Raw genomic sequence first — 22,461 nt, forward strand, 5'->3', positions numbered from 1 at the left:
TCGGGCTTGCAATCCGCCGCCGGCGCGCACAGCAAGCGGGCGGATCCTCGCTTGTCCGGATGTTCATGACCCCCGCCCTGCCCGTCCTGCATGCTATGCGCGGCCACAGCCTGCTCTTCGTGATGGCCACCGAACAGGAATATGGCGCCGCGCTGCGGGCGCGGATCACGCCGCTGATCACCGGAGTCGGCCCGGTCGAGGCGGGGATCGGGCTGGCCGCCGCGCTCGCCGGCCTCGCCGCCGCCGGGACGCTGCCGGATCTGATCGTCAGCCTGGGCTCGGCGGGATCGGTGCGGCTGGCGCACCGCGCCATCTACCAGGTGGCGAGCGTCGCCTATCGCGACATGGACGCCACCGCGCTCGGCTTCGCGCCGGGCGAGACACCCTTCCTGCCGCTGGCGCCGGTGCAGCCGCTGCCGCTGCGCCTGCCCGGCCTGCCGGCCGCCAGCCTCTCGACCGGCGCCGACATCGTCACCGGCGCCGCCTATGACGCGATCGCGGCGGACATGGTGGACATGGAGAGCTTCGCCTATCTGCGCGCGGCGCAGCGCCACGGCGTTCCGATGATCGGGCTGCGCGGCATTTCGGACGGCGCCGAGGGGCTCGCCACGCTCGACCAGTGGACCGAGCATCTCGCCGAACTCGACGCCAAGCTGGCGGCCGTGATCGACGGGCTGGCGGACTGGATCGCGGCGGGCGGCCTGCGCGGCTGAGACGCGTCAGGCCGTGCCCATCACCTGGCGGGCGAAGCGCTCCATCTCCTCGTCCTGCGGGCTCATCTGGAGCAGCAGCAGATCGAGCCCGGCGCCCGCATAATCGGCGATGCGCTGGCGCAGCTGCTCGGGCGTGCCGACCAGATCGGGCCGCAGCCCGCGGTTGGAGACCGAATATTCCTGCAGCTTGAGGGTGCGCTCGAGCTGGGTGCCGGACAGCCACTGATCGAAATTGGCGTAGCCGGCGGGCAGCGCCTTGACCTCGGTGATCCGCGCCAGCTCGCGCCGCGCCTCGGCCTCGCTGTCGCGCACGATCGCATAGGCGGCCATGCCGAACTGCATCGGCGCCCCGCCCAGCGCCGCGCGGCGGGCGCGCATATCGGCGATCTTGGGGGCGATGGCGGAAACGGGATCGCCGTGCATCACATAGGCGTCGCACTGGCTGGCGATCATCGTCTTGGCGGCCTCGCTCTCGCCGCCGGCATAGATGGTGGGCCGCTTGACGGGCTTGGGCGCGCAGATCGCATCCTCGGTGCGGTAGAAGCGCCCCTCGAAGCTGAAGCGCGGCTCCGACCAGAGCCCGTCGACCACGCGCAGCCATTCGGCGGTGCGCGCATAGCGATCGTCATGCTCGTCGAATTGCAGGCCATATTGGCGCGCCTCATCGGCCCACCAGCTGGACACGACGTTGAGCGCCAGCCGGCCGCCGGCGATGCGATCGATATTGGCCGCCGCCTTGGCGAAGAGCGCGGGCTGGTGGAAATTGGGCCGCACCGCGACCATCAGCTCGAGCCGCTCGGTGACGGCCGCGAGCGCCGCCGCGGTCGACCAGGCATCCAGCGAGGGCTGTTCGATGCCCTTGATGTCGTTGAGGTTCAGCTCGGCGATCAGGGTGAGGTCATAGCCCCAGCGCTCGGCCGAGAGGGTGAGGCGCCGGGCATAGTCCCAGCTCGCCTCCATGCCTTCATCCGGAATGTTGCGCAGCCAGCCGCCGAACACGGGCATCCAGAAACCGTAGCGCATCAGCCTGCCTCCGCCATCCAGCCTTCCAGCCGATCGACCAGCCGCTCGTGCGGATCCCAGCCCAGCACCTCGAGCGGGCGCGCGACGAAGTTGGACAAGGCGTTGATATCGTAGAAGCGGGGAACGCCGTCGCGATCGTCGATCATGACCTCGACCCCGCCGAGATCGAGCGCGGCGGCCTTCGCGATCGCCTCGGCGGCCGCGCGCAGCGCCGGCGCGGGCTCGGCCGCGCGCATGGTAATGGCGCGGCCCGGCACCGCGCAGGCATCCGCCGGGCAGAGATCGAATTGGCCCGCCCCGGCGATGTCGATGGCGTAGAGATAGGCGCGGTCGAGCGTTTCGATGCGGGTGACGAGACCATCGCGCGCGGGCACATATTCCTGCACGAGCAGCACGCCGTCGATGCTGGTGGGCAGCGTGCCATCGGCGGCCGCCGCGCGCACCGCCTCGAGGCTGTCGAACCGCGCGATGCCCGCCCCGGCGCCGCCGATATTGGCCTTCACCACCAGCGGAAAGCCGATCGCCTCGGCGGCGGCCGGCACGTCGCGCGGGCGGTGGACGACGCGGGTCGCCGGCACGGCGAGGCCGAGCGACGCGATCAGCGCGAGCTGCCGGGCCTTGGAGGTATCGACCGCGAGCGCGGCGGTGCCGTTCAGCACCCGCGCGCCGCGCCGCTCCCATTGCGCGATCAGCGCCTGCGCCCAGAAGATCGGATGCTCGGCCTCGCGCAGAAAGGCCGACATGGCGATGCGGTTGAGGATCAGCGGCGCGGGCGGATGCGGATCGGCCGGATCGAACGCGCCGGCGGGCGTCAGCGCCTGATAGACGATGCCGCGCCGCTTCAGCGCGTCGAACAGCGGGACGAACCAGGCGGGATGCTCGTAGAGCAGGGCAAGATCACTCATCTCCCCCCAGCATGAGGAGAATTGGCGTGCATGGCCAGAGGGATAAAGCAGCAGGCGCGATGGGGCGAAGGATTTGCGCGGGCGATTTGCGTTCCTGCATTTGACGCCCCGCCTGTCGCCGGGCAGGGCGCGGGAAGAAGCTCACTAGCGGAGAGATGGCGATGGCCGATGCAAGCATGATGGCACGGATCAAGGACGGAGACGGCTTCATCGCGGCGCTGGATCAGAGCGGCGGCTCCACACCCGGCGCGCTCAAGGCCTATGGCGTGCCCGAAAGCGCCTATCATTCCGAGGAGGAGATGTTCGCGCTGATCCACGAGATGCGCGTCCGCATCATCACCGCTCCCGCCTTCACGGGCGCGCGGCTGGTCGGCGCGATCCTGTTCGAGCGCACCATGGACGGCGAGGCCGAGGGCCAGAAAGTGCCCGCCTATCTGTGGCAGCAGCGCCAGATCGTGCCCTTCCTCAAGGTGGACCAGGGGCTCGCCGCCGAGGCGGACGGGGTGCGGCTGATGAAGCCGATCGCCGGCCTCGACGCGCTGCTCGACCGCGCGGTCGGGCTCGGCGTGTTCGGCACCAAGATGCGCTCGGTCGTCAACCTGCCCTCGGCGAGCGGGATCGCGGCGATCGTCGACCAGCAGTTCGAGATCGGCGCGCAGATTTCCGCCAAGGGGCTGGTGCCGATCCTCGAGCCCGAGGTGCTCATCACCAGCCCCGACAAGGCCGGCGCCGAGGCGCTGCTGCGCGACGCCATCGCCGCGCGGCTGGACGCGCTGCCCGCGGACGCGCCGGTGATGCTCAAGCTGACCATCCCGGAGACGCCGGACTTCTACAAGCCGCTGATCGACCATCCCAAGGTGGTGAAGGTGGTGGCGCTTTCGGGCGGCTATTCGCGCGCCGAGGCGTGCGCCAAGCTGGCGCACAACCACGGCATGATCGCCAGCTTCTCGCGCGCGCTGATCAACGATCTCCGCCACGACCAGTCCGACGCGGCGTTCGACGCGACGCTGGCCGCCGCGATCGAGGAGATCTACCAGGCCTCCACCGTCAAGGCGTAAGGTGGCCGGCGCCGGCGGTCATCGCGTGGCCGCCGGCGCGGCGGGCGCGGGCGCGCCGCCGGCCACGTTGAAGATGCGCTTGATGATGCCATCCAGCGCGACGAACACCGTCTCCACGCCGAAGCCCGCGATGAAGGCCAGCGCCGAGGCGGAGAAGGCAAGCCCCGAAGAGGGTGTGCCGAGCGCGGCGAGCGCGGTGGCGTTGCTGCCATCGCCGCTCGGCTGCACCGCGAACAGGCCGATGCACGCGCCCGTCACCGCGCCCAGCGCCAGCTGCTGCAGCAGGAGATTGAGATCGCGCGGCGCGAGGCAGTTGATCTTCATCTTGTCCGAGAGCCGGCGGACGATCGCCGCCGCCGCGCCGAGCAGGCCGAAACAGACCGGCAGCACGCCATTGCCCCAGACGGCCACCCAGGCGCTGGCCTTGGCCAGCACATCGTCGGGCACGGGATCCCCGCGCAGCCAGCCCCACCAGCCCTGCAGCATGCCGAGCGCGGCATCGCGCGCGCGCGCCGCCTGGTTGAGCGCGTTGCACGCCTGCAATTGGGCGAGCGAGCTGAAGGGCGGCGGCGCCGCGGCGGCGGGCGAAGGCGTGGCCGCCGGCGCCGGCGCCGCGCCATGCCGAAGCGCGACCTTGCGCGGCGCGGCGCCGGCGGGGCGTGGCGCGGGCGCGGCGGCGATCGGCTGGTCCAGCTGCGCGACCGCCGTCTGGCAGAGCAGGGCCGCAGGGCGCAACGGGACGACCGGCGCGGGCGGCGCCGCGACGGTGGGCGCCGCCGCCCCCGGCGCGGCCGGCGCGGCATCCTTGGCGGTGCCCGGCGCCGGCGGCAGCTGGCTCTGCTCCACCGTGGCGGCGGCGGTCTGGTAGGCGGCCTGCGCCGCCAGCGCCTGGCTGATCCCGGCATTGGCATAGGCGATCTGCCAGGCGAGGCCGACCGTGGCCAGCAGCCATAGGGCAAGCGCGAAGGTGAGCCGGCCAATCCAGGCGCGGAACCGCTCCGCCTTGCCGATCAGATCGGGATAGGCCTTGCTCGCCAGCTCGTTGCGGCTGTGGACATCGGCCTCGACGGCGTGCTGCTGCTGCGACTGGGTGACGAGCAGCGTGAAGGCGATGGTGGCGCCGCTGGCCGGACGCGCCAGTGTGTTGAGGAAATCCTTGGCGCGGATGAGCAGCGACGCCTCCTCCGCCTTGCTGCTGGCGTTTTCGGGCGGCCAGTCGATCTCGCAGATCCGGGTGAGCCAGTCATCGGGCAGGCCGCCGGGCGCCTTCTCCTGGCTCGGCGGCAGGTGCGCATCGGGATTGGCCGAGATATTGTCCAGCAGAAGATGCACTTCGCTCAGCTCGCGGCGCAGCACGAACACAGCCGGATCATCGCCCTCAACCGCCAAGACCCCCTCCATCGCCTGTCGATCATCGATCCAAGACACGCGACGCCTACATACGGGGGCGAGGGACTCGATTCTTTGTCACCCGCCGCGATAGTATCGCGACGCTGTTGGACCGTCAAATACAACCAGCTGATTTACTTGGGGGATTGGTGACAATTCTGCGCTCAGGTCCATTCCGGGAAGAGCGAGCGGCCAAGATTGCGGGCGGCGATGCGGCGCATCTCCTCGTCGCTGAGCGCGAAATCGAAGATCCGCAAATTCTCGCGGCGGTGCGCGGGATTGGAGGAACGCGGAATGACGATGGTGTCGCGCTGATGGTGCCAGCGCAGCACGATCTGCGCGACGCTGCGCTTGTGCGCGGTCGCGATCGCGGCGAGCACCGGATCGGTGAAGAGACCGTTGCGCCCCTCCGCCAGCGGCGCCCAGGCCTCGATGCGCGGGCCGGTGCCGGCGGCGCGGGCGGCGAAGGCCGCGTCCTCCTGGAAATAGGGATGGGTCTCGATCTGGTTGAGCACGGGCGCGATGCGCGCGGTGGCGGCGAGCGCGGCGCGCTGCGCGGCATCGAAATTGCTGACGCCGATGGCACGGATGCGGCCGGCCTCGTGCAGCTCCTCCATCGCGCGCCACGATCCGGCGACGTCGCCGCGCGGGCGGTGGATGAGGTAGAGATCGAGATAGTCGAGCCCCAGCCGATCCAGCGTGGCCTGGAAGGCGCGCTTGGCGGGCGCATAGCCGCTATCGTCGACCCAGATCTTGGAGGTGACGAACAGCGACTGGCGCGGCACGCCGGCCTTGCGGATCCCGGCCCCGACCGCTTCCTCATTGCCATAGACGAAAGCGGTGTCGATCAGCCGGTAGCCGGCGGTGATCGCATCGGCCACGCTCTCCTCGCACAGCGCGCCCCGCAGCGAATAGGTGCCGAAGCCGAGCATCGGCATCGCCACGCCGGGCGACAGCATGACGCTCGGCACCGCCGGGGGTGCGGCGACGGCCGGCGCGGCAAGCGCGCGCCCGCCGGCGAGCCAGGCGGCGGCCAGCGCGCCGCCGCGCAGCACGCGGCGACGGTCCGGCGCGCGGCGATCCCCGCCGCCGCTCACGGGCGGAAGCTCCGCCCGGCGAGCGTCGCGGCGCCGGCGAGCGTCTGGTCGGTCGCGTCATGGCCGATCGCGACCGCATAGCGGCCCGCGCCCAGCCGCCAGCCGCGCGTCGTCTGATCCCAGCGCGCCAGCGTGCGCGGCTCGGCCGTGAGGGTGACGTGGCGGGTTTCGCCGGGCTGGAGCGTCAGCCGTTCAAAGCCCGCCAGCCGCGCCACCGCGCCGGCGTGCGGCGGGGTGACATAGAGCTGCGGCACATCCGCCCCGGCGCGCGCGCCGCTGTTCGTCACATCGAAGCTGACCGTCAGCATGGCCCCTCCCGTCACCTTCAGCCGGCTATAGGTGAAGCGCGTATAGGACATGCCAAAGCCGAATGGAAACAGTGGTTTAGCATGCTGCCGCGCATACCAGCGATAGCCCGCGTCCGCCCCTTCCGGATAGCGGGCCTCGAAGATGGCGGCGGTGCCGCCGCCCGTGCCCGGGTTGGACGCGGCATCGTCGCCGGCCACGGCGCCGCGCCCGGGCGGGGTCGGCCGGGGCGCCTGGCTTGCCGCGGCGGGAAAGGTGATCGGCAGGCGGCCCGAGGGATTGACCTTGCCGAACAGGATGTTGGCGATGGCCTCGCCGCCCCGCTGCCCGGGATACCAGGCGGCGAGCACGGCCGGCACCCGATCGATCCAGGGCATCAGCACCGGCCCGCCCGTTTCCAGCACCACCACGGTCCGGCGGTTGGCGGCGGCCACCGCCGCGATCAGCGCATCCTGATCGTCGGGCAGGGCGAGGCTCGGCACATCCTCCGCCTCGGTGCGCCATTGGGTGGCAAAGACGAGCGCGACATCGGCGGTGCGCGCGGCGGCGGCGGCGCGGGCGGGATCGCGTCCATCGTCATAGACGACGCGCGCGCCGGGGTTGAGCGCCTGGATCGCGCGCAGCGGCGAGCTGGCGTGCCAGGTGATCCGCGCGAAGGAGGCGGCCGGCCCGCTCTTGAGCGGGATCTCGACCGGTACGCCGCCGACCGACCGGACCTGCGACGATCCGCCGCCCGACAGCACGCCGACATCGGCATGACCGCCGATCACCAATATGGTGCGCGCGGTCGCCGCCAGCGGCAGCACCCCGCCCTCGTTACGGAGCAGCACCACGCCCTCCTCGGCGGCGCGCTGCGCCACTTCGGCATGGGCAGCGTAATCGATCGGCGCCGGCGCGGCCGGCACCGGATCATCATAGAGGCCGGACGCGATCACGCCGGTCAGCACATTGCGGACCATCGCGTCGAGCCGGGCCTGCGGCACCTGGCCGTCCGCGATCGCCTGGCGCAGGCGCGCGCGGAAGAAATCCTGCTTGTCTAGCTCGGCGCCCGAATCCTGATCGAGCCCGGCATTGGCCGCCTTGACGGTGGAATGGACCGCGCCCCAATCGGACATGACCCAGCCCTGATAGTTCCAGTCGCCCCGCAGCACGCGGGTGAGCAGCTCGGCATTCTCGCACGCCCAATCCCCGTTCACGAGATTATAGGCGCACATCACCGAGCCGGGATGGCCGCCCTCGATGCCGAGCTTGAAGGCGAGCAGATCGCTCTCGTGCAGCGCCGGCCAATCCAGCCGCGCATCCACCAGCGTGCGCCCCGTCTCCTGCGCGTTGAGCGCATAATGCTTGATGGTCGAGACGATATGGTTGCTCTGCACGCCCCGGATGTGTGCGCCCGCCAGCCGCCCGGCGAGCAGCGGATCCTCGCCCAGATATTCGAAATCGCGGCCGCCCCAGGGGTCGCGCGTCAGGTTGACGCCGCCGGCGAGCAGCACGTTGAAGCGCTTGGCGCGCGCCTCGCTGCCGATCATCGCGCCGCCGGCATAGGCGATGGCGGGATCGAAGCTGGCGGCGGTGGCGAGGCTGGCGGGCAGCGCGGTGGCGGTGTCGCCCTTGCGCTGCTCGATCTGGTTGGCCACGCCAAGGCTGGCATCGCTTTCCCGCAGCGTGGGGATGCCGAGCCGGGGCACGCCCACCATCTCGCCCGCCGAGGGGATGAGATCGTCGGGCGCGCCCGGCTTGCCCTTGGCCAGCGGCGGAAACCAGGTGCGGACGATCTGCAGCTTCTCGTCCTGGGTCATGGCGCGCACCAGCGCCTCCGCGCGGGCGGCGGGCGACAGCGCGCGGTTCAGCCAGGGGCCGTCCCCCGCCCCGGCGGCCAGCGCCGGCGCGGCGCCCGCCAGCAGCAGCGCGGCGACGGGCGCGCGCGACGACAGGCGACGGAGCGGACGGCGGCGAAGCGGGTGCATGGAATTTCCCTTCAGGATAAGCGGCGATAGTGCATGACGAGGGCGCGGTGATCGGGCAACGCCGCCGCCGCCTGGCGGCCGGCCTGGCGGATCCGCGCGAAGGTGGCGATGGCGTTGCGCGCGGCGGCGGGATCGCGCGCGATCGCCCCGGCCCCCGCCTCGGTCGCGAAGCCGAGGCCGTGGAGGATATAGGCCCAGCTCGGCGGCAGGAACGTCTCGTAGTCGACGGTGAAATCGAAGCGCGACGGCAGGCGGCGGCGCCATTGCGCGAGCTTGTCCGCAAGCCCGTCCGGCCAGGTGGCGGGATCGGCATGATCGCGCCAATGGCCGGTGTCGCGCCGCCGCCCCGCGCAATAATGGAGCTTGAGGAATTCGACGATCGCGGCGAAGCGCGCCGTCATCTGGCGGTTGAAGCCGCGCGCGGCGCCGGCGAGCGCGCGCGGATCCTCGGCGCCGCTCAGCATCTCCGCCAGCATCCGCGCCGCCACCTCCACCAGCATGATGCCGGTCGATTCCAGCGGCTCGACAAAGCCGGCGGCGAGCCCCACCGCGATCGTGTTGGCGATCCAGGGCCGGGTGCGATAGCCGGTGCGGAAGCGCAGCTGGCGGACGGGTGCATCGTGGCCGCCATGCGCGCGCAGCGCCGCCGCCGCCGCTTCGTCCGACCAATGGCGGCTGGAATAGACCAGCCCGGTGCCGCGCCGGTCGGCGAGGCCGATGTCCCAGATCCAGCCGCCGGGCTGCGCGACCGCGAGCGTATAGGGCGCGATCGGCGCATCGGCGGCGCTCGGCACCTGGAGCGCCACCGCGCGATCGTTGAAGAGCACGTCGCCGACATCGTGGAAGGGGGAGCCCAGCGTCTCGCCGATCAGCAGCGCGCGGAAGCCCGAACAGTCGATGAAGATATCGCCTTCGATACGTTCGCCCTCGGCGGTGCGCAGCGCGGCGACGCCGCCATCTTCGCCACGCTCGGCGCCGACGATGGTCGCCTCGGTGACGGCGACGCCATTGGCGGTGGCGATGTCGCGCAGCCAGAGCGCGAGCCGGGCGGCATCGAAATGATAGGCATAGTTCATGGGCCCGGCCCAATCGGGATCGCCCGGCCGCTTGGGCCCGCGCCCGGCGCGCACCACCTGCGCCTGGCCCGTCACCGCGTCCGCATAGGCCGGCCGGGCTTCATCCGCGCCGGAATCAAGCCAGAAGGGCAGGAGGCCCGGCGCGTCGCCGCCGACCGGAAGCTCGAAGGGATGGAAATAGGCATCCTGCGCATGGCCCGGCGTGGGCCCGCCCGCCCAGCCGACAAAGTGCACGCCCTGCTTGAAGCTCGCATCGGCGGCGCGGAGGAATTCGGCCTCGGAACGTCCGAGCGTGGCGAGCGTGGCGCGCAGCGTGGGGAAACTGCCCTCGCCCACGCCGATCGTCGGCACATCGGCGCTCTCGACCAGGGCAATGGCCCAGCCCGGGCCGCCCGCCGCGGGCAGCGCGCGGGCGAGATAGGCGGCGGTGAGCCAGCCGGCGGTGCCGCCGCCCAGGATCACCAGCCGTCGCAGCGGATCGCTCATGCGTGCCACCCGTCTTGCCGTTCGGAAGAAAGGGCGGCCACCGCCCGAGGGGGGGACGGTGGCCGCAGCGGTCCTGCTCGGGGGGAGCGGGAAGTCAGAACTTGGCGCGCACGCGGACACCCCAGGTGCGCGGCGGCTCGTAATTGGAGAGGAAGACCGGGGCCAGGCCGTTGGTCGGCCCCGAAACGCCCGCGCTGGTGCGGATGCGGTGATCGGTGACGTTGAGCGAGAAGGCCTCGATCTCGTAGCGATCGCCCGGCGAGGCGTAGGTCATGCTGAGATCGACGCGCGCATAGGATTTCTGCTTGTCGAACCCGGTGCCGAGCAGGCCCTTGCCGGTCGGATCGGCGTAGCGCGAGGCCACGTCGCCGTTGAAATAGGTGAGCCAGCTGCGGGTTTCGTAATGGACCGTGCCGCGCGGCGTGATGCGCGCGCCATTGGCCAGGTTGAAATCATGCTCATAGGTGGTCGTCGCCGAGAAATGCGGCGCGTGCGGCAGCTCGTTGCCCTTGAGATTCTCGAAATTCTCGGGCGCGGTCGGATAGATGCGGTTGTCGATCGTGACCAGGCTATCGAATTTGGTGTGCTGATAGGTGGCCGCGATGCTCACCCGATCGAAGCGCGTGACGTTGGCGGTGATCTCCGCCTCGACGCCATAGGCCTTGGCGCCCTTGGCGTTGGTCGTCACCAGCTGGCTGCCGGTGATGTTGCCCGCGGCATCCTGGGTGGTGATCGCCTGATTGACCTGATAGCCCTTGAAGTCCTCGTAATAGGCCGCGAGGTTGACCGTCGCCCGGCCGCCGAACAGCCGCGACTTGGAGCCGATCTCGTAGTTGGTCAGCGTCTCGGGGCCGGCGAGCAGGCCGCCATCCTCGATATTGCCCGATTTGAAGCCGGTGCTGACGCTGCCATAAACGAGCGTGGTGTCGGTGACATTGGCATCGGCGCGCGCCAGCCAGGTCACCTTGTTCCACTTGCCGTGCGCGTCGTTGGGCGAGATGCCCCAGAGATTGCCATAGCCGAGCGCGCTCGATTCCGCGTTGAGCGCGTCCAGCACCTGGTTGGCGTTGCCCGCCTTGTCGAGCGCGATGCCGAAGATCCCCGGCAGGCCCGGCGTGTTGTAGCAATTGGGGTTGGTCGACGCCGCGCCGCCGCAATAGGTGATGTTGCGGCCGCCGATGTCGCGCTTCTTGTCGCTCGTATAGCGGACGCCGCCGGTCAGGTTGATCCAGTTGTTGACGTGCCACACGGCCTGGCCGAACGCGGCGCGCGAGTCGATCTTGCGATCGGCCTGGATGAAGGTGCCCGCCCAGTTGAACGTGCCATCCCGATAGCCGTTACGCTGATCGATATCGAAACGGATCTTGTTCACCTCGTGGCTGTAATAGCCACCCACGATCCAGTCGATCGTGTTGCGCCCGATCGACTTGAGCTGGACTTCCTGGCTCCAGAAATCGTAGCGCGAGAAGGCGGTGCGGTTTTCGCCGAAGCTGTTCGACGGCAGGTTGAGCGAGCCATCGGCATTCTGCGTCGGCGGATGCGCGCCGGCATCGGCATCGCTGTCCGCGCCGCCGCCGACCCGCGACCAGCCCGCCACATAGGCAAGCTCGACATGATCGGTGAAGTCATAGGTCATGTTCGAGCGGATGCTGCCCGAATAGCGATTGGTGGAGGGCGCCGTATCGACCAGCGCCGACCAGAATTTCTGGCCGGGACGCGGCGTCTGCATCAGGCCGAGAATGGGCGAACCCGTGTCCTTGTAATATTCGCCGGACAGATCCCAGTGGAAGCGATCGAGCTGCCACAGGGCCGAGAGGCGCGCCGACTTCTGGTCCGCCGCATAATATTTCTTGCCGCCGGTCACGAAGGCCGAACGGTTCAGGCCGGGAATGCTGGGCGGCTGCTGATAATCGATGAAGCCATCGTGGCGATCGGTGATGAACGCCGCGCGCACCGCGAAATTGCTGGTGACGGGGATGTTGACCATGCCGCGCACGCCGAACCGGTCATAGGACCCGCCCACGGCATCGATCGCGGCGTGGAAATCGTCCAGCGTCGGCTTGGCGGTGACGAGGCTGATCGCGCCGACGGTGGCGTTGCGGCCGAACAGCGTGCCCTGCGGGCCGCGCAGCACCTCGACGCGCTGCATGTCGTACATCAGCACCGAGGCGCCCTGGGCGCGCGGCGAATAGATGCCATCCACGTAGATCGCGACTTCGGGATCGGCCACTTCCGTATAGGCCGAGTCGTTACCGATGCCGCGCATGGTCAACAGGATGGCGCCTTGATCGCCCTGCTGGGCGAAGTGCAGGCTGGGCACGAAATTGGCCAGGCCGGTGACATCCTGCACCTGCTGGCGATTGAGCTGGTTCTGGCTGAAGGCCGAGATGGCGATCGGCGTCTTTTCCAGCGAGGTCTCGCGCTTGGTCGCGGTCACCACGATTTCGCTGACCTGTCCGGTATCGGCGCCCGTTCCGGGCCCGGTATCGGTGTTGGGCTGCGCCGAGGGCGTGGTGCCGACCGGCGCGACCGGACCGGGGATGACCGGAGCCGATTGGGCGTTGGCGGTGGCGGCATGGGCGACGAGCGCGGCGAGCGCAGTGCTCGCGGCAAAAAGAGACCGGTTCATCTGTCCTCCCCGGAGGTTTCTATCTGTTTCGCTCCCGTTTCTGGAGCTTGCTGACGGCCATAATCCCGGCCTGTCATCGATGTCAAAGCCCCTTTTGACATCGCTGACAGAGCGTGGCGTAAAAGTCACGCTACATGTATTCAGGATATTGTATTCTCACGGCTTTCAGGCCGCCACCGAGCGCCGGCGGGCGGCCGTTCAGCGCGGGTTGGGGGATGCGCGTGCCGAGGATCGATCGGCCTGCGCCGGCGCCGCGGATGGCGGGCCGGTGCCGCCGGGTCAGGCGGGCGGCGGCGCCGGTCACGACTGGTGCGGGCGGTCGGACTCGAACCGACATGGATTGCTCCGGCGGATTTTGAGTCCGCTGCGTCTACCATTTCGCCACGCCCGCACAGGTGGCGGGCCTATAGCGCAGCCCCGGCACGAACGCCAGACACGGTGGCCGCCCGGAGCGCGGCGCCCGGCACGCGCGCGAGCGGCAGGGTGAGGCAGTGGACGCCGCCGCCGCAGCTGGTGAATTCGTCCAGCGCCACCTCCTCCACGGCGAAGCCGAGCGGGGCGAGGCGTGCCGCGAGGCCGGTGCCGCTGGTCGCGAGCACGCGGCCGCCGCCCAGCGCGAGAATATTGCAGCCGAGCTGGCGCGCCGCCTTGTAGCTGACCGGCACGAGATCGATGCCGCGCTGGGCCAGGGTGGCGAGGAAGCGATCCTCGAGCACATCCACGCAGGCCAGCGCCCGGTTGGCGCTCAGCGCCGCGAACTGCGTGTCCAGATGCAGGAAATGCGGATCGAAGGCATAGATCAGCGCCTCCCAGCCATGGCGCTCGAACAGGCGGGCGACGGCGGCGGCGCCGGCGGCGTCGGTCCGCTCGCCCGAGCAGCCGATCAGCACCAGCCCATCGCGGAACACCGATATGTCGCCGCCCTCGACCCGGCCTTCGCCGATCGCGGGGAGCACGGGAACGCCCAGCGCGCGGACCCGGTCGGCCAGCAGCGCGGCCTCGCGACGGCGATGCGGCGCGCCGGGGGCGAGCGGCAGCAGGCCCCAGGGGGTCATCAGCCCGGCGTCGCGCGCATAGGCCATGTCCGGACAGTCGGGATCGCCGGGGATGAGGCGCGGCATCGCGCCGGCGCGGCGCAGCGCCTCGACCAGCGCGCGATGCTGGGCGCGGGCGCGATCGCCATCGGTGCGATGGCCGTCGCGCAGCTTCTCGCGCGTGACCGAGCAGCATGGCACGGGCGCGAGATGATCGGGCGCGACCAGCAGCACGTCGGTGAGCGGATCGCTTTCGGAGCGCACGCCCCAGCGCACCGCCGGGCCGGCCCGATCGGCCTGGGCGGCGGCGAGAGCGAAATCGACTTTCATGATAGGCTGCGTCCCTGCCACCTGGCCCGCTTGCGACCATCCGATACAAGCTGTTCGGAATGCTCAACAATTTACCGGCGCGCTGGTTTCCACCGGGCGCGGCGGCGGCGCGGCGCGGGGCGTGCGGACGGGTGACGGGCGCGGGCCGAACGGCTATCAGGCGCCATGGCCGAACGCTTCGAACGACATCGCCAGCCCTGGCGTCCCGACGAGCTTCAGAAGCTCCACACCCTCGCCAAAAAGGGGATGGCGTTGAAGGCCATCGCCAAGGCGCTGACGCGCAGCGAGGAATCGGTGAAGGCGCAGGCCAAGCTGGACGGCCTGTCGATCGCCAAGCTGCACTGAGCGGCGCCGCCCCGATCGGGCGCGGCGCGGCGGGATCGTCCGGCGCGGCGGGCGGCCGCGCCGGCGCGACCGGGCTTACTGAAGCAGCTTGAGCACGCCCTGGGCCGACTGATTGGCCTGGGCCAGCATCGCCGTGGAGGCCTGGCTCAGGATCTGCGACTTGGCGAGCGCGGTCGTCTCGGACGAGAAGTCCGCGTCCTGAATGCGGCTGCGCGCGTCCGACAGGTTGGTGGTGGTGTTGGTGAGGTTGTTCACCGCCGAGTTGAGCTGGCTCTGCGAGGCGCCGAGGCCGGCGCGGACGGTGTTGATCGTCTTGAGCAGCGAGTCGACGCTGTCCATCGTGTTCTGCGCATTGGCCACGCCGTTGCTGGTCGCGCCGCCGGTGTTGGACACGTCGAGATTGCCCGTCACCGCCGCGCCGCTCGCCGCCGTCGCCGCGCTGAGATCGATCGCGCCGATATTGACGGTGATCTGATCGCCCGTGGTGGCGTTGGCGCCGGCCTGGATCGTCACGCTCGTGCCGGCGGTGCCCGCGGTGGTGAACAGCTTGGTGCCGTTGAAGCTGGTGTTGCCGAGCACGGACTTGATCTGCGTGGTCAGCTGGCCGACTTCGGTCTGCATGTTGGCGCGGTCATTGTCGGAATAGGTGCCCGAGGCCGACTGCACCGCCAGCTCGCGGACGCGCTGGAGCATGTTGGTGACTTCGTCGAGCGCGCCGTCGGCGGTCTGCACCAGCGAGATGCCGTCATTGGCGTTGCGGATCGCCTGGTTCATGCCGGTGATCTGCGAGGTCATCGAGTTGGAGATGGCGAGGCCGGCGGCGTCGTCGGCGGCGGAGTTGATCCGCTTGCCCGACGAGAGGCGGCTCATCGCCTGCTGGGTCGCGGCGGCGGCCAGGCGGCTGCCATTCTGCGCGCGCATGGCCGCAGTGTTGGTGTTGATGACGCTCATTTTTCGCTCCGCTACAAATACTTGGCGGCAGATCGCCACCCACAGTCCCGATAACGGCGCGCGTCGCCGATCCTTTAGCGGCTTTTCGGCGCCGGGCCTTCGGAAATTGCGGAATTGGCCGCCCGAAACGCCGCCCCTAGACTGAACGCCGGCCCAGTGGCGGGCGGTGCGGCCGGCCGAACGGAAATCTCCCTATCGCGCCTGGACTGGCTGCGGATCGGCGGCGCCGTCGGCGTCCCATCCATGCAGGACCAAGGCCTTCAGGATCGGCCTCGCGGCTTGGGAAGGATCGATGACGCACGCTAATCTTGGCAAAAGCATGTGCCTTGTCGGGCGCATCCTCATCTGGAGCGGCCGCCATGTGCGGCCCGACGCCCCGCGTCCGCCGCGCCCGGCGAAGGAGGCGACGCCCCCGTCCGCCCTGCGGCTCATCCTGCGCCCGCTCTGGCGGCGCACGCCCACGCCCGACCGCGCGCACTGACCATCGCCGGCCGGGCGGGGGGCGGCAAGGCAGGGGCGCCGACGCGTCACCGCCCCTCTGGCGCCACACACGCGCGCCGAGCCGTGCGCATGGACCCGCCGCCGGCCCGGCGCTCTCTCTGCACCCGGCCCGTCCGCGCGGGCGCGGCTCCGGGCTCGGCGAGCAAAAGGAGATAGCTCGGGACGCGCGCATTAACCCGCCGCCGGCGCGGCGCCCCCTTCGCGCCCCCCTGCCCGCGCTGGCGCGGCTCAGGCCTCGGCTAGCGGACGGGGATGGGCTGCGGCGGGGGCGCGGGCCGGCACGACATGGCTGAACAGCGCCAGATACTGGTCCGCCACCGCGCGGCTGCAATGCGCCCCGGCATGGCGCGCGGCGGCGGCGGAATCGATCGGCGGCAGCGGCGCGGCGATGGCGGCGGCCAGGCTCGCCTCGCAGTCGGCCGGCACCAACCGACCGAAGCGGCCATGGCCGATCATGCTGGCCATGCTCGCGCAGCAATCCGAGGCGATCACCGGCAGGCCCGCCGCCAGCGCCTCGATCACCACCGCCGGCAACCCTTCGTAGCGCGAGGAGAGGAGCAGCGCGTCCGCCTGGCCGATCCAGCCGGTGACGCGCCGGGCATGGCCCGCAAGCCGCACCCGCTGCTCCAGGCCAAGCCGCTGTATCTGGCGCGCCAGCCGCGCGCGCTCGGGGCCGTCGCCGACGATGGTCAGGCAATCCTCGGCGCGCGCGCCCTGCGCAAAGGCGGCGATCAGCGCGGCGAAATTCTTCTGGCGGGCGAGCCGGCCGATGGCGAGGAAGCGGCGGCCGCCCGTGCGGCCCGCGCGCGCGGTGGCGCCGGCCCGCGCGAGCGCGCGGCGATACTCGCCCAGCAGCACGGCATCGGGCAAAATGTCGACCCGATCGGGCGACAGGCGCATCACCCGCGCCACCTCCGCCGCCATTTCGGGCGAGAGCGCGACCAGCCGGGTCAACAGCCGGCCCTGGATCCGGCACCAGAGATGATAGAGGCGCCGGACCGGCCAGATCATGTCCGGCCGCGCGAGATCATTGCTGATCTTGGCGACGATCGGCGGGCAGGCCGCGCCCAGCACCAGCCGCAGCAGCACGGCGACGATGCTATAGCTGTTGCCCGCGCAGAAGATCACGTCGGGGCGGCGGCGCAGCACCAGCAGCGGCAGCCACAGCAGCATCCACAGGGTTTCGAACCGCGCGGTGGAAAATCCGGGCCGCGGCAGAAAGACATAATCGAGATCGGGGGCGCAGGCGCGCGCGCGGCCGCTGGCGCGGCCCATCACCACCGTCACCTCGGCGCCGCGCGCGCGCCAGTCGGCGCACAGATTGAGCGCGGTACGCTCAACGCCGCCGGGCTCGAAACTGTGCAGATAGCAGAGGATGTGCCGCTTGGTCATGCCGGGCTCCGCAGGCCCGGCGCCAGCGGCCGCCGATCGCCGCCGTTGCGCCGGCGCGCGGCCGGCTGCGCGACGCGATCGCCCCCCGTGGTGCGGGCGTAATCGAGAATGGCCTGAGCGGCGCGGATCGAGGCGCGCTCGCCGGTGCAGCTGAAGGTGCGCTCGAGCAGCCGGCGCTGCACGGCGGCGTAGCGGCCGCCGCGATCGGCGAACGCCTCGTCCAGCGCCGGGCCCAGCGCGTCGAGGTCGCGCACCACCGGGCCGGCCGCCCAATGCGCGAAATCGGGATCGTCCGGCGCCGGGTTCAGGCCATGCGCGTCGAGCGCCACGATCGGGCGCGGGCGGCGCATGAACTCGTACACCTGGCTGCTGACATCGCCGAGATAGAGATCGGCCGCCTCGGTATAGGTCATGTCGGTCGAGGCCGGGCTGCCGAGATCGACATGAATGTGCGGCGCCGCACGCACGGCGTCCGCGAGCCGGCCGGGCCGGTTGATCGAAAGCCGGTCGATCGTGACGACCCATTTGCGGTGGAAGAGCATGACATGCGGCGCGAAGATCAATCGATACCGGGATTGCGCCACGAACCAGTCGAGGATGCGCGGGCCCATCCGATACCAGGAAGAGAGGTGCGGCGAGACATGGGGATTATACAGAATGATCGGGCGGCGATCGCCGGGATCCGCCGCGAAGGGCGCGGGGTGGCCGGGGGCGAGATCGAATTTGGGATAGCCGACGATGCGGATCCGCTCCGGCGCGACGCCGGCCTGCTCGATCAGCCGCGCGCGGATCTTCTCGCCGGCGACGAGCACCAGATCGAAGCCCGCGCTGGCGCGATCGAAGCCGATGGCGCGATCGCCGGCGCCGTGGCGGGTATGGACGATGCGGAGCGCGTCGAGGCCATAATGGGTCTTGAGCAGCAGCGACGTCTTCTCGCTGACGACGAGCAGGTCCAGCCCCTCGAAAAAGGGGAGATTGTCGCCATAGACCAGAAGCTTGGCGGCCGGGATCAGGCCGCCCAGCCAGCGCGCCGCGCGGCGCCGGCCGGGCCGCTCGATGCCGAGCCGGCGCAGCGTGACCGCGCCCGATCGCAGCGCCGGCCCCGCCAGCCGGGCGACCTCGGCGGCGATGCGGTCGCTGGTCACGGCGACGATGATCTCGAGCCCCGGATCGGCCTCCGCCAGCGCGAGCGCGATGGGCAGGCTGTGGGCGATCTGGTGGGTCTGGTCGTGGTTGAGGAGGAAGCCGATCCGCATGCCGGGGTGACGCCGCCCGGAGGCGCGATCCGCACGGCGCGCGGCTAAAAAGCGAGGCCGGCGCCGAGGCGGATGGTGCGGGGTCGCAAGGTGGTGATCTGGCGCCCGGCACTGGCGCCGAACGGATTGCCGAGCGCGAAGATGTTGCCGCGATGATCGGTGAGATTGTCGCCGTCGAGCGACAGGGTGACACGCCCGAGCGGCACGCTCAGCCCCGCGGTAAGATTGACGTAGCGGTCCTGCGGCACCGCGAACACCGGGCCGACGCCGAGCCGCGAGCGGCCGACATAATGGGCGAAGCCCGTCAGCTCCACCGTGCGGCCAAACAGGCGCGGCCGCGCCCGCAGCCCGAGCCGGGCGACGGCATCGGCGATGTTCGGCAGGGTGGCGTCGCGTTCGCCGGCAAAGGCCGCGGTCGGCCGGGACAGATTGCTGTCGTTGATGAACATCGCCCCTTCGACGCTGAGCCCCGCGACCAGCCGCCAGGCCAACTGCGCCTCCAGCGCGACGATCCGACCGCTGCCGATATTGGCGGTGAGCGGCAGCCCGTCGGTGCCCACCAGATCGGCCTGGATATTGGTCCAGCGCGTGTAGGAGACGGCCGCGCTGGCGCGCAGCCGGTCCCCCGCCCCGCCCAGCCGCGCGCCCAGCTCCGCGCTCGTCACCCGATCGGGGCGGAAGCGCTCGGTGGTGGCGCGCTGCGCGGAAAGGCCGCCGGGGCGATAGCCCTGCTGGTAGCGGACATAGAAGGCGAGGCGCGGCGCGACCCGCCACAGGAGCCCGGCCGAGGGCAGCAGCGACAGGCCATGGCGGTGGAGATCGCCCGGATCGAGCGTGTCCCGCCCCTCGTTGGCGATCGCGGTATAGGCGAGCCGGCCGCCCAGCGTGGCGAAGAGCGCGCGCGCCACCGGCCGTGTCGCCTCGCCATAGAGCGACACTTCGTCGATATGGTTGTGCGTGCCGACGATGCGCGCCTCCTCGCCCGGCGGCCCGAGATTGCGGGTGAGGCGGCTGGCGCTGTGCAGCAGCTCCAGCCCCAGCACCCAGCCCCCGCCATCGTCGGCGCGGCGCGAGAGGCGCGTCTCATTGGTGAGGATGCGGATGCGGTTATCCTCGATATAGCGCATCGGCGCCGCCGCCGCGCCCGTGCCGCTGGCATCGAACACCGATTCCAGATCGTGGAACACGGCCGAACTGGCCGAGACCAGCTCGGTCGCGCCCCAGCGCCGCCGCGCCACCAGGCTCGCCAGCGCATAATCATTGTCGAAGGGCTGGGCGATGCGGCTTTCGCGCTGCAGCGGCGGCAGGCCGCGCTCGCTATACTGGCCGTCGCGGCTGTCGATCTGCTGCACCACCCCGCCGAGATCGATCGTCCAGCCATCGCCCGGCGCCACCCGCAGCGTGCCACGCCCGCCGGCGATGGTGGTGCTGTTGATATCGGCGCGTCGGCGCAGCGGATCGTCGACATAGCCGCCATCGCGATCGCCATAGACCACGGCGCGCAGCGCGGCGGCGCCGCCGGCGAAGGGCAGGTTGCCGATCACCGCGCCATCGCCCCCCGGCGCGCCGTGCGCGGTGGCGGAAACGCCGCCGCTGATCGAGAGCGCGGCCTTATCGAGATCGGGCGGCGTCGGCACCAGCCGGATGATGCCACCCAGCGAGCCGGCGCCGTAGAGCGTGCCCTGCGGCCCTTCGAGGATCTCCACCGACTGGATGTCGTACAGCGCGAGATCGGGATCGGGCGCGTTATAGTTGAGCCGGACCTCGCCGAGATATTGGCCGACCGTGCTTTCGGTCGGGCCGTTGAAGCTGCTGTCGGCGATGCCGCGCACGAACAGCTTGTTGCGCCCGGGCCCGAGATGGGTGGCGGAGAGCACGGGCTGCACCTCGATCAGCGCCTCCGAGCCATGGGCGAGCCGGTTGGGACGCAGATCGGACACCGCCACCAGCCCGACGCTGCCGGCATAGGTGGCCAGCACCTCGCCGCGCTTGCTGCCCGTCACCACGATCGTGTCGGCGGCGGGGGTGGTGGTGGCGGAAGCGGCGGACGCCGGTGGCGCGCGGCGGGAAGGCGGCGCGGCGCGCGGCACGATGCGGAAACTGTCGTCCGCGCCCCGCACGATCGCCGCGCCGGTGCCGCGCACCAGCCGGGCGAGCGCGGTCGCCGCATCGAGCCGGCCGCGCACCGCCCGGACGCGCAGAGCCGCCAGCCCGGGATCGGCGATGCCGATCGTCACCCCCGCCTGGCTGCCGATCGCGCGCACCGCCGCGCCGAGCGGTCCTGCCTCGGTGGCGATGGGCCTTTTCGGCGCGGCCCCGGCCGCCATCGCCGCCGAAGCCAGCATCACGCCCGCCGCCATCGCCCGGCCCGGCCTCACCGCGCCGGCATGTCCAGACGCCAGCCGCTGCCGTCGCGATGCAGCGCGAGGCCCGTCGCCGCGGCGACGCGACGCAGCGTGCGCTCCCCGTCGCGATCAAGGATGAGAACGCCGGTGAAGCGCATCGTCGCGGCGGCCGGCCCGAGCCGGACCGGCCGGCCGAGCGCGCGCGCCAGATCGCCCGCCACCTCGGCCATGCCGCTATCGGCATAGACGAGCCGCCCGGCGCGCCAGCCGCCGACCGCCGCACCATCGACCTGCCGCCGCACCGCCGTACCGTCCGCAATCTCCAGCGCCTGCCCGCGATCCAGCCGCGTCGTCAGCCCCGCCGCCTCGTAGCGCACCGCGCCTTCGTGCACGGCGAGCCGGGTGCGCCCGCTTTCCTGCACCAGATCGAAGGCGGTGCCGATATCGCGCACCTGCGCATCGCCCGCGCGCACGGTGAAGGGATGATCGGCATCATGCACGATCGCGAAAAAGCCCTCGCCCTGCGCCAGCTCGACGCGGCGCGGATCGGCCGCGTCGAGCCGCAGCACGCTGCCGCCGTTCAGCGTCACCTGCGAGCCATCGGCCAGCGCGACGTGCCGCTGCTCGCCCGGCGCGGTGCTGACCGTGGAGACGCGCGGCGCGTCGCGCAGCGCAGGCGGCAGCGCGACGAGCGCGACCAGACCGGCGGCGAGCGCGCCGCCCACGCCCAGCGCCCAGCGGCGCGGGGGACGGTCCCGCGATGGGCCCGCGACGGGCGATGGCGACGTAAGCGGCGGCGCGGCCTCCACGGCCGCCGACCGGCCGACGGGCGGCGCGGGCTCGAGGCCCTGGGTCGCCGCCTCCAGCGCCAGCCACGCCGCATCGAACGCCTCGGCGTGCCGCCGATCGGCCTCGAGCCAGGCCACATGCGCCGCCCAGTCGGCGAAATGGGGATCCTCGAGCCGGATCACCCAATCGAGCGCCTCGGCCTCGCGGCGGCGGTCCTCCGCGCTCATGGCCGCACCGCCGCGGCGTCCGCCGCGCCCTCCTCGGCGCGCTGCGCCAGGAGGATCGCGCGATAGGCCTTTTGCAGATGTTTCTCGACCGCGCTCACCGTGATGCCAAGCTCCTGCGCGATGGCGCGCTGGCCCACGCCCTCGACCCGGAAACGCCGGAAGATATAGTCGGTGCGCGGGCCGAGCGCGGCGAGCAGATGCTCGATCGCCCGCAGCCGCTCGCGCGCCAACAGCGTCCGCTCGGCCGAGGGCGACTCGTCCGCATCGCCCTCGCCGCCATAGCGTTCCTCGCGCCGCTGGCGGCGCAGCGCCGCGCGGCGCCGGTCGAGCAGCAGATTATGCGCCATGCGATAGAGATAGGCGAGCGGATCCAAGACGATGACTTCACCCGCGCCGCCCAGCTTGAGCCACAGATCCTGGAGCAGATCATCGGCATCGTCGCCGGCGCCGCGCGCGCGCACATAGCGCAGCAGCGCGGCGCGGTTCGCCTCGAAGGCCTTGGCGAGAGAATCGCCCGCCATGCCCACATCCTGCTCCCCCGGCCGCGTGCCGCGACGATAGCCGCTCGGGGCCGGGGCGGTAAAGCCGTGCCCGCCTTGCGCACGAGCCGGACGGGCGGGCGCCGCGCCGACGCGCCGAAGG

At 71.2% G+C, this 22,461-nt stretch carries 17 protein-coding genes and 1 tRNA gene; 3 read left to right on the plus strand and 15 right to left on the minus strand.

Annotated elements, in window-relative coordinates:
* The first annotated feature begins 65 nt into the window (after positions 1 to 65).
* Positions 66 to 713 carry a 5'-methylthioadenosine/S-adenosylhomocysteine nucleosidase gene (locus tag LHA26_RS02660; RefSeq protein WP_252167211.1) on the plus strand — a complete coding sequence of 216 codons (648 nt, stop codon included), beginning with the start codon at positions 66 to 68 and terminating at the stop codon, positions 711 to 713.
* Positions 714 to 719: 6 nt separating this feature from the next.
* Here LHA26_RS02660 and LHA26_RS02665 read toward each other — a convergent pair whose 3' ends face one another.
* Both LHA26_RS02665 and LHA26_RS02670 read right to left on the minus strand, forming a co-directional pair.
* A complete protein-coding gene (locus LHA26_RS02665) occupies positions 720 to 1,736 on the minus strand; it encodes an LLM class flavin-dependent oxidoreductase (protein WP_252167212.1) in 1,017 nt (338 codons plus the stop codon).
* Positions 1,736 to 2,641: an ATP-grasp domain-containing protein gene (locus LHA26_RS02670; RefSeq protein WP_252167213.1), complete on the minus strand. Its 906-nt coding sequence runs from the start codon at positions 2,639 to 2,641 to the stop codon at positions 1,736 to 1,738. Before LHA26_RS02670 ends, LHA26_RS02665 begins: the two co-directional genes overlap by 1 nt.
* Before the next feature lie 161 nt (positions 2,642 to 2,802).
* On the opposite strand from LHA26_RS02670, the gene LHA26_RS02675 reads away from it, so the two are divergent.
* Positions 2,803 to 3,699 carry a fructose bisphosphate aldolase gene (locus LHA26_RS02675; protein WP_252167214.1) on the plus strand — a complete coding sequence of 299 codons (897 nt, stop codon included), beginning with the start codon at positions 2,803 to 2,805 and terminating at the stop codon, positions 3,697 to 3,699.
* 18 nt (positions 3,700 to 3,717) lie between these two features.
* Here LHA26_RS02675 and LHA26_RS02680 read toward each other — a convergent pair whose 3' ends face one another.
* The 7 genes from LHA26_RS02680 to LHA26_RS02710 form a co-directional block, all read right to left on the minus strand.
* Entirely contained in the window at positions 3,718 to 5,088 is a 1,371-nt protein-coding gene (locus tag LHA26_RS02680) for a hypothetical protein (protein ID WP_252168442.1), read from the minus strand.
* Between the two features lie 164 nt (positions 5,089 to 5,252).
* The gene (locus tag LHA26_RS02685) at positions 5,253 to 6,185 is read right to left on the minus strand and encodes an aldo/keto reductase (RefSeq protein WP_252167215.1); all 933 of its coding nucleotides are present in this window, start codon (positions 6,183 to 6,185) and stop codon (positions 5,253 to 5,255) included.
* Positions 6,182 to 8,458, minus strand: coding sequence for a beta-glucosidase (locus LHA26_RS02690; RefSeq protein ID WP_252167216.1), 2,277 nt, complete (start codon positions 8,456 to 8,458; stop codon positions 6,182 to 6,184). Before LHA26_RS02690 ends, LHA26_RS02685 begins: the two co-directional genes overlap by 4 nt.
* An 11-nt stretch (positions 8,459 to 8,469) precedes the next feature.
* Complete coding sequence (locus LHA26_RS02695; RefSeq protein ID WP_252167217.1) at positions 8,470 to 10,020, minus strand: tryptophan halogenase family protein; 1,551 nt, start codon at positions 10,018 to 10,020, stop codon at positions 8,470 to 8,472.
* 94 nt (positions 10,021 to 10,114) lie between these two features.
* Positions 10,115 to 12,649 carry a TonB-dependent receptor gene (locus LHA26_RS02700; RefSeq protein WP_252167218.1) on the minus strand — a complete coding sequence of 845 codons (2,535 nt, stop codon included), beginning with the start codon at positions 12,647 to 12,649 and terminating at the stop codon, positions 10,115 to 10,117.
* 307 nt (positions 12,650 to 12,956) lie between these two features.
* Positions 12,957 to 13,040: transfer RNA gene (locus tag LHA26_RS02705), tRNA-Leu, on the minus strand.
* A gap of 13 nt (positions 13,041 to 13,053) precedes the next feature.
* Positions 13,054 to 14,013: a dimethylarginine dimethylaminohydrolase family protein gene (locus LHA26_RS02710; RefSeq protein ID WP_252167219.1), complete on the minus strand. Its 960-nt coding sequence runs from the start codon at positions 14,011 to 14,013 to the stop codon at positions 13,054 to 13,056.
* 165 nt (positions 14,014 to 14,178) lie between these two features.
* Between LHA26_RS02710 and LHA26_RS02715 the strand changes: the two genes are divergently transcribed.
* Positions 14,179 to 14,358, plus strand: a complete 180-nt coding sequence (locus LHA26_RS02715; RefSeq protein WP_252167220.1) for a hypothetical protein — start codon at positions 14,179 to 14,181, stop codon at positions 14,356 to 14,358.
* A 75-nt stretch (positions 14,359 to 14,433) separates the two neighbouring features.
* On the opposite strand, the gene LHA26_RS02720 is transcribed toward LHA26_RS02715, so the two are convergent.
* The 6 genes from LHA26_RS02720 to LHA26_RS02745 form a co-directional block, all read right to left on the minus strand.
* Positions 14,434 to 15,309 (minus strand): flagellin N-terminal helical domain-containing protein, encoded by an 876-nt coding sequence (locus tag LHA26_RS02720; protein ID WP_252167221.1) that lies wholly within the window; start codon positions 15,307 to 15,309, stop codon positions 14,434 to 14,436.
* A 729-nt stretch (positions 15,310 to 16,038) separates the two neighbouring features.
* The gene (locus tag LHA26_RS02725; RefSeq protein WP_252167222.1) at positions 16,039 to 17,202 is read right to left on the minus strand and encodes a glycosyltransferase; all 1,164 of its coding nucleotides are present in this window, start codon (positions 17,200 to 17,202) and stop codon (positions 16,039 to 16,041) included.
* Positions 17,199 to 18,458: a CDP-glycerol glycerophosphotransferase family protein gene (locus LHA26_RS02730; RefSeq protein ID WP_252167223.1), complete on the minus strand. Its 1,260-nt coding sequence runs from the start codon at positions 18,456 to 18,458 to the stop codon at positions 17,199 to 17,201. Before LHA26_RS02730 ends, LHA26_RS02725 begins: the two co-directional genes overlap by 4 nt.
* 44 nt (positions 18,459 to 18,502) lie before the next feature.
* Positions 18,503 to 20,803 carry a TonB-dependent receptor gene (locus LHA26_RS02735; protein WP_252168275.1) on the minus strand — a complete coding sequence of 767 codons (2,301 nt, stop codon included), beginning with the start codon at positions 20,801 to 20,803 and terminating at the stop codon, positions 18,503 to 18,505.
* A gap of 29 nt (positions 20,804 to 20,832) precedes the next feature.
* Positions 20,833 to 21,819, minus strand: a complete 987-nt coding sequence (locus tag LHA26_RS02740) for a FecR family protein (RefSeq protein WP_252167224.1) — start codon at positions 21,817 to 21,819, stop codon at positions 20,833 to 20,835.
* Positions 21,816 to 22,340: an RNA polymerase sigma factor gene (locus tag LHA26_RS02745; RefSeq protein WP_252167225.1), complete on the minus strand. Its 525-nt coding sequence runs from the start codon at positions 22,338 to 22,340 to the stop codon at positions 21,816 to 21,818. The genes LHA26_RS02740 and LHA26_RS02745 overlap by 4 nt, the downstream gene beginning before the upstream one ends.
* Positions 22,341 to 22,461 lie beyond the last annotated feature (121 nt).

It is taken from the genome of Sphingomonas morindae (assembly GCF_023822065.1).
GTDB classification, from domain to species: Bacteria; Pseudomonadota; Alphaproteobacteria; order Sphingomonadales; family Sphingomonadaceae; genus Solisphingomonas; species Solisphingomonas morindae.

Bases quoted from the DNA above. Each gene is read 5' to 3' on its own strand.
- LHA26_RS02660 (WP_252167211.1), top strand. From the start codon at position 66: ATGACCCCCGCCCTGCCCGTCCTGCATGCTATGCGCGGCCACAGCCTG.
- LHA26_RS02665 (WP_252167212.1), bottom strand. From the start codon at position 1,736: ATGCGCTACGGTTTCTGGATGCCCGTGTTCGGCGGCTGGCTGCGCAAC.
- LHA26_RS02670 (WP_252167213.1), bottom strand. From the start codon at position 2,641: ATGAGTGATCTTGCCCTGCTCTACGAGCATCCCGCCTGGTTCGTCCCG.
- LHA26_RS02675 (WP_252167214.1), top strand. From the start codon at position 2,803: ATGGCCGATGCAAGCATGATGGCACGGATCAAGGACGGAGACGGCTTC.
- LHA26_RS02690 (WP_252167216.1), bottom strand. From the start codon at position 8,458: ATGCACCCGCTTCGCCGCCGTCCGCTCCGTCGCCTGTCGTCGCGCGCG.
- LHA26_RS02695 (WP_252167217.1), bottom strand. From the start codon at position 10,020: ATGAGCGATCCGCTGCGACGGCTGGTGATCCTGGGCGGCGGCACCGCC.
- LHA26_RS02700 (WP_252167218.1), bottom strand. From the start codon at position 12,649: ATGAACCGGTCTCTTTTTGCCGCGAGCACTGCGCTCGCCGCGCTCGTC.
- LHA26_RS02710 (WP_252167219.1), bottom strand. From the start codon at position 14,013: ATGAAAGTCGATTTCGCTCTCGCCGCCGCCCAGGCCGATCGGGCCGGC.
- LHA26_RS02715 (WP_252167220.1), top strand. From the start codon at position 14,179: ATGGCCGAACGCTTCGAACGACATCGCCAGCCCTGGCGTCCCGACGAG.
- LHA26_RS02720 (WP_252167221.1), bottom strand. From the start codon at position 15,309: ATGAGCGTCATCAACACCAACACTGCGGCCATGCGCGCGCAGAATGGC.
- LHA26_RS02725 (WP_252167222.1), bottom strand. From the start codon at position 17,202: ATGACCAAGCGGCACATCCTCTGCTATCTGCACAGTTTCGAGCCCGGC.
- LHA26_RS02730 (WP_252167223.1), bottom strand. From the start codon at position 18,458: ATGCGGATCGGCTTCCTCCTCAACCACGACCAGACCCACCAGATCGCC.
- LHA26_RS02735 (WP_252168275.1), bottom strand. From the start codon at position 20,803: ATGCTGGCTTCGGCGGCGATGGCGGCCGGGGCCGCGCCGAAAAGGCCC.
- LHA26_RS02740 (WP_252167224.1), bottom strand. From the start codon at position 21,819: ATGAGCGCGGAGGACCGCCGCCGCGAGGCCGAGGCGCTCGATTGGGTG.
- LHA26_RS02745 (WP_252167225.1), bottom strand. From the start codon at position 22,340: ATGGCGGGCGATTCTCTCGCCAAGGCCTTCGAGGCGAACCGCGCCGCG.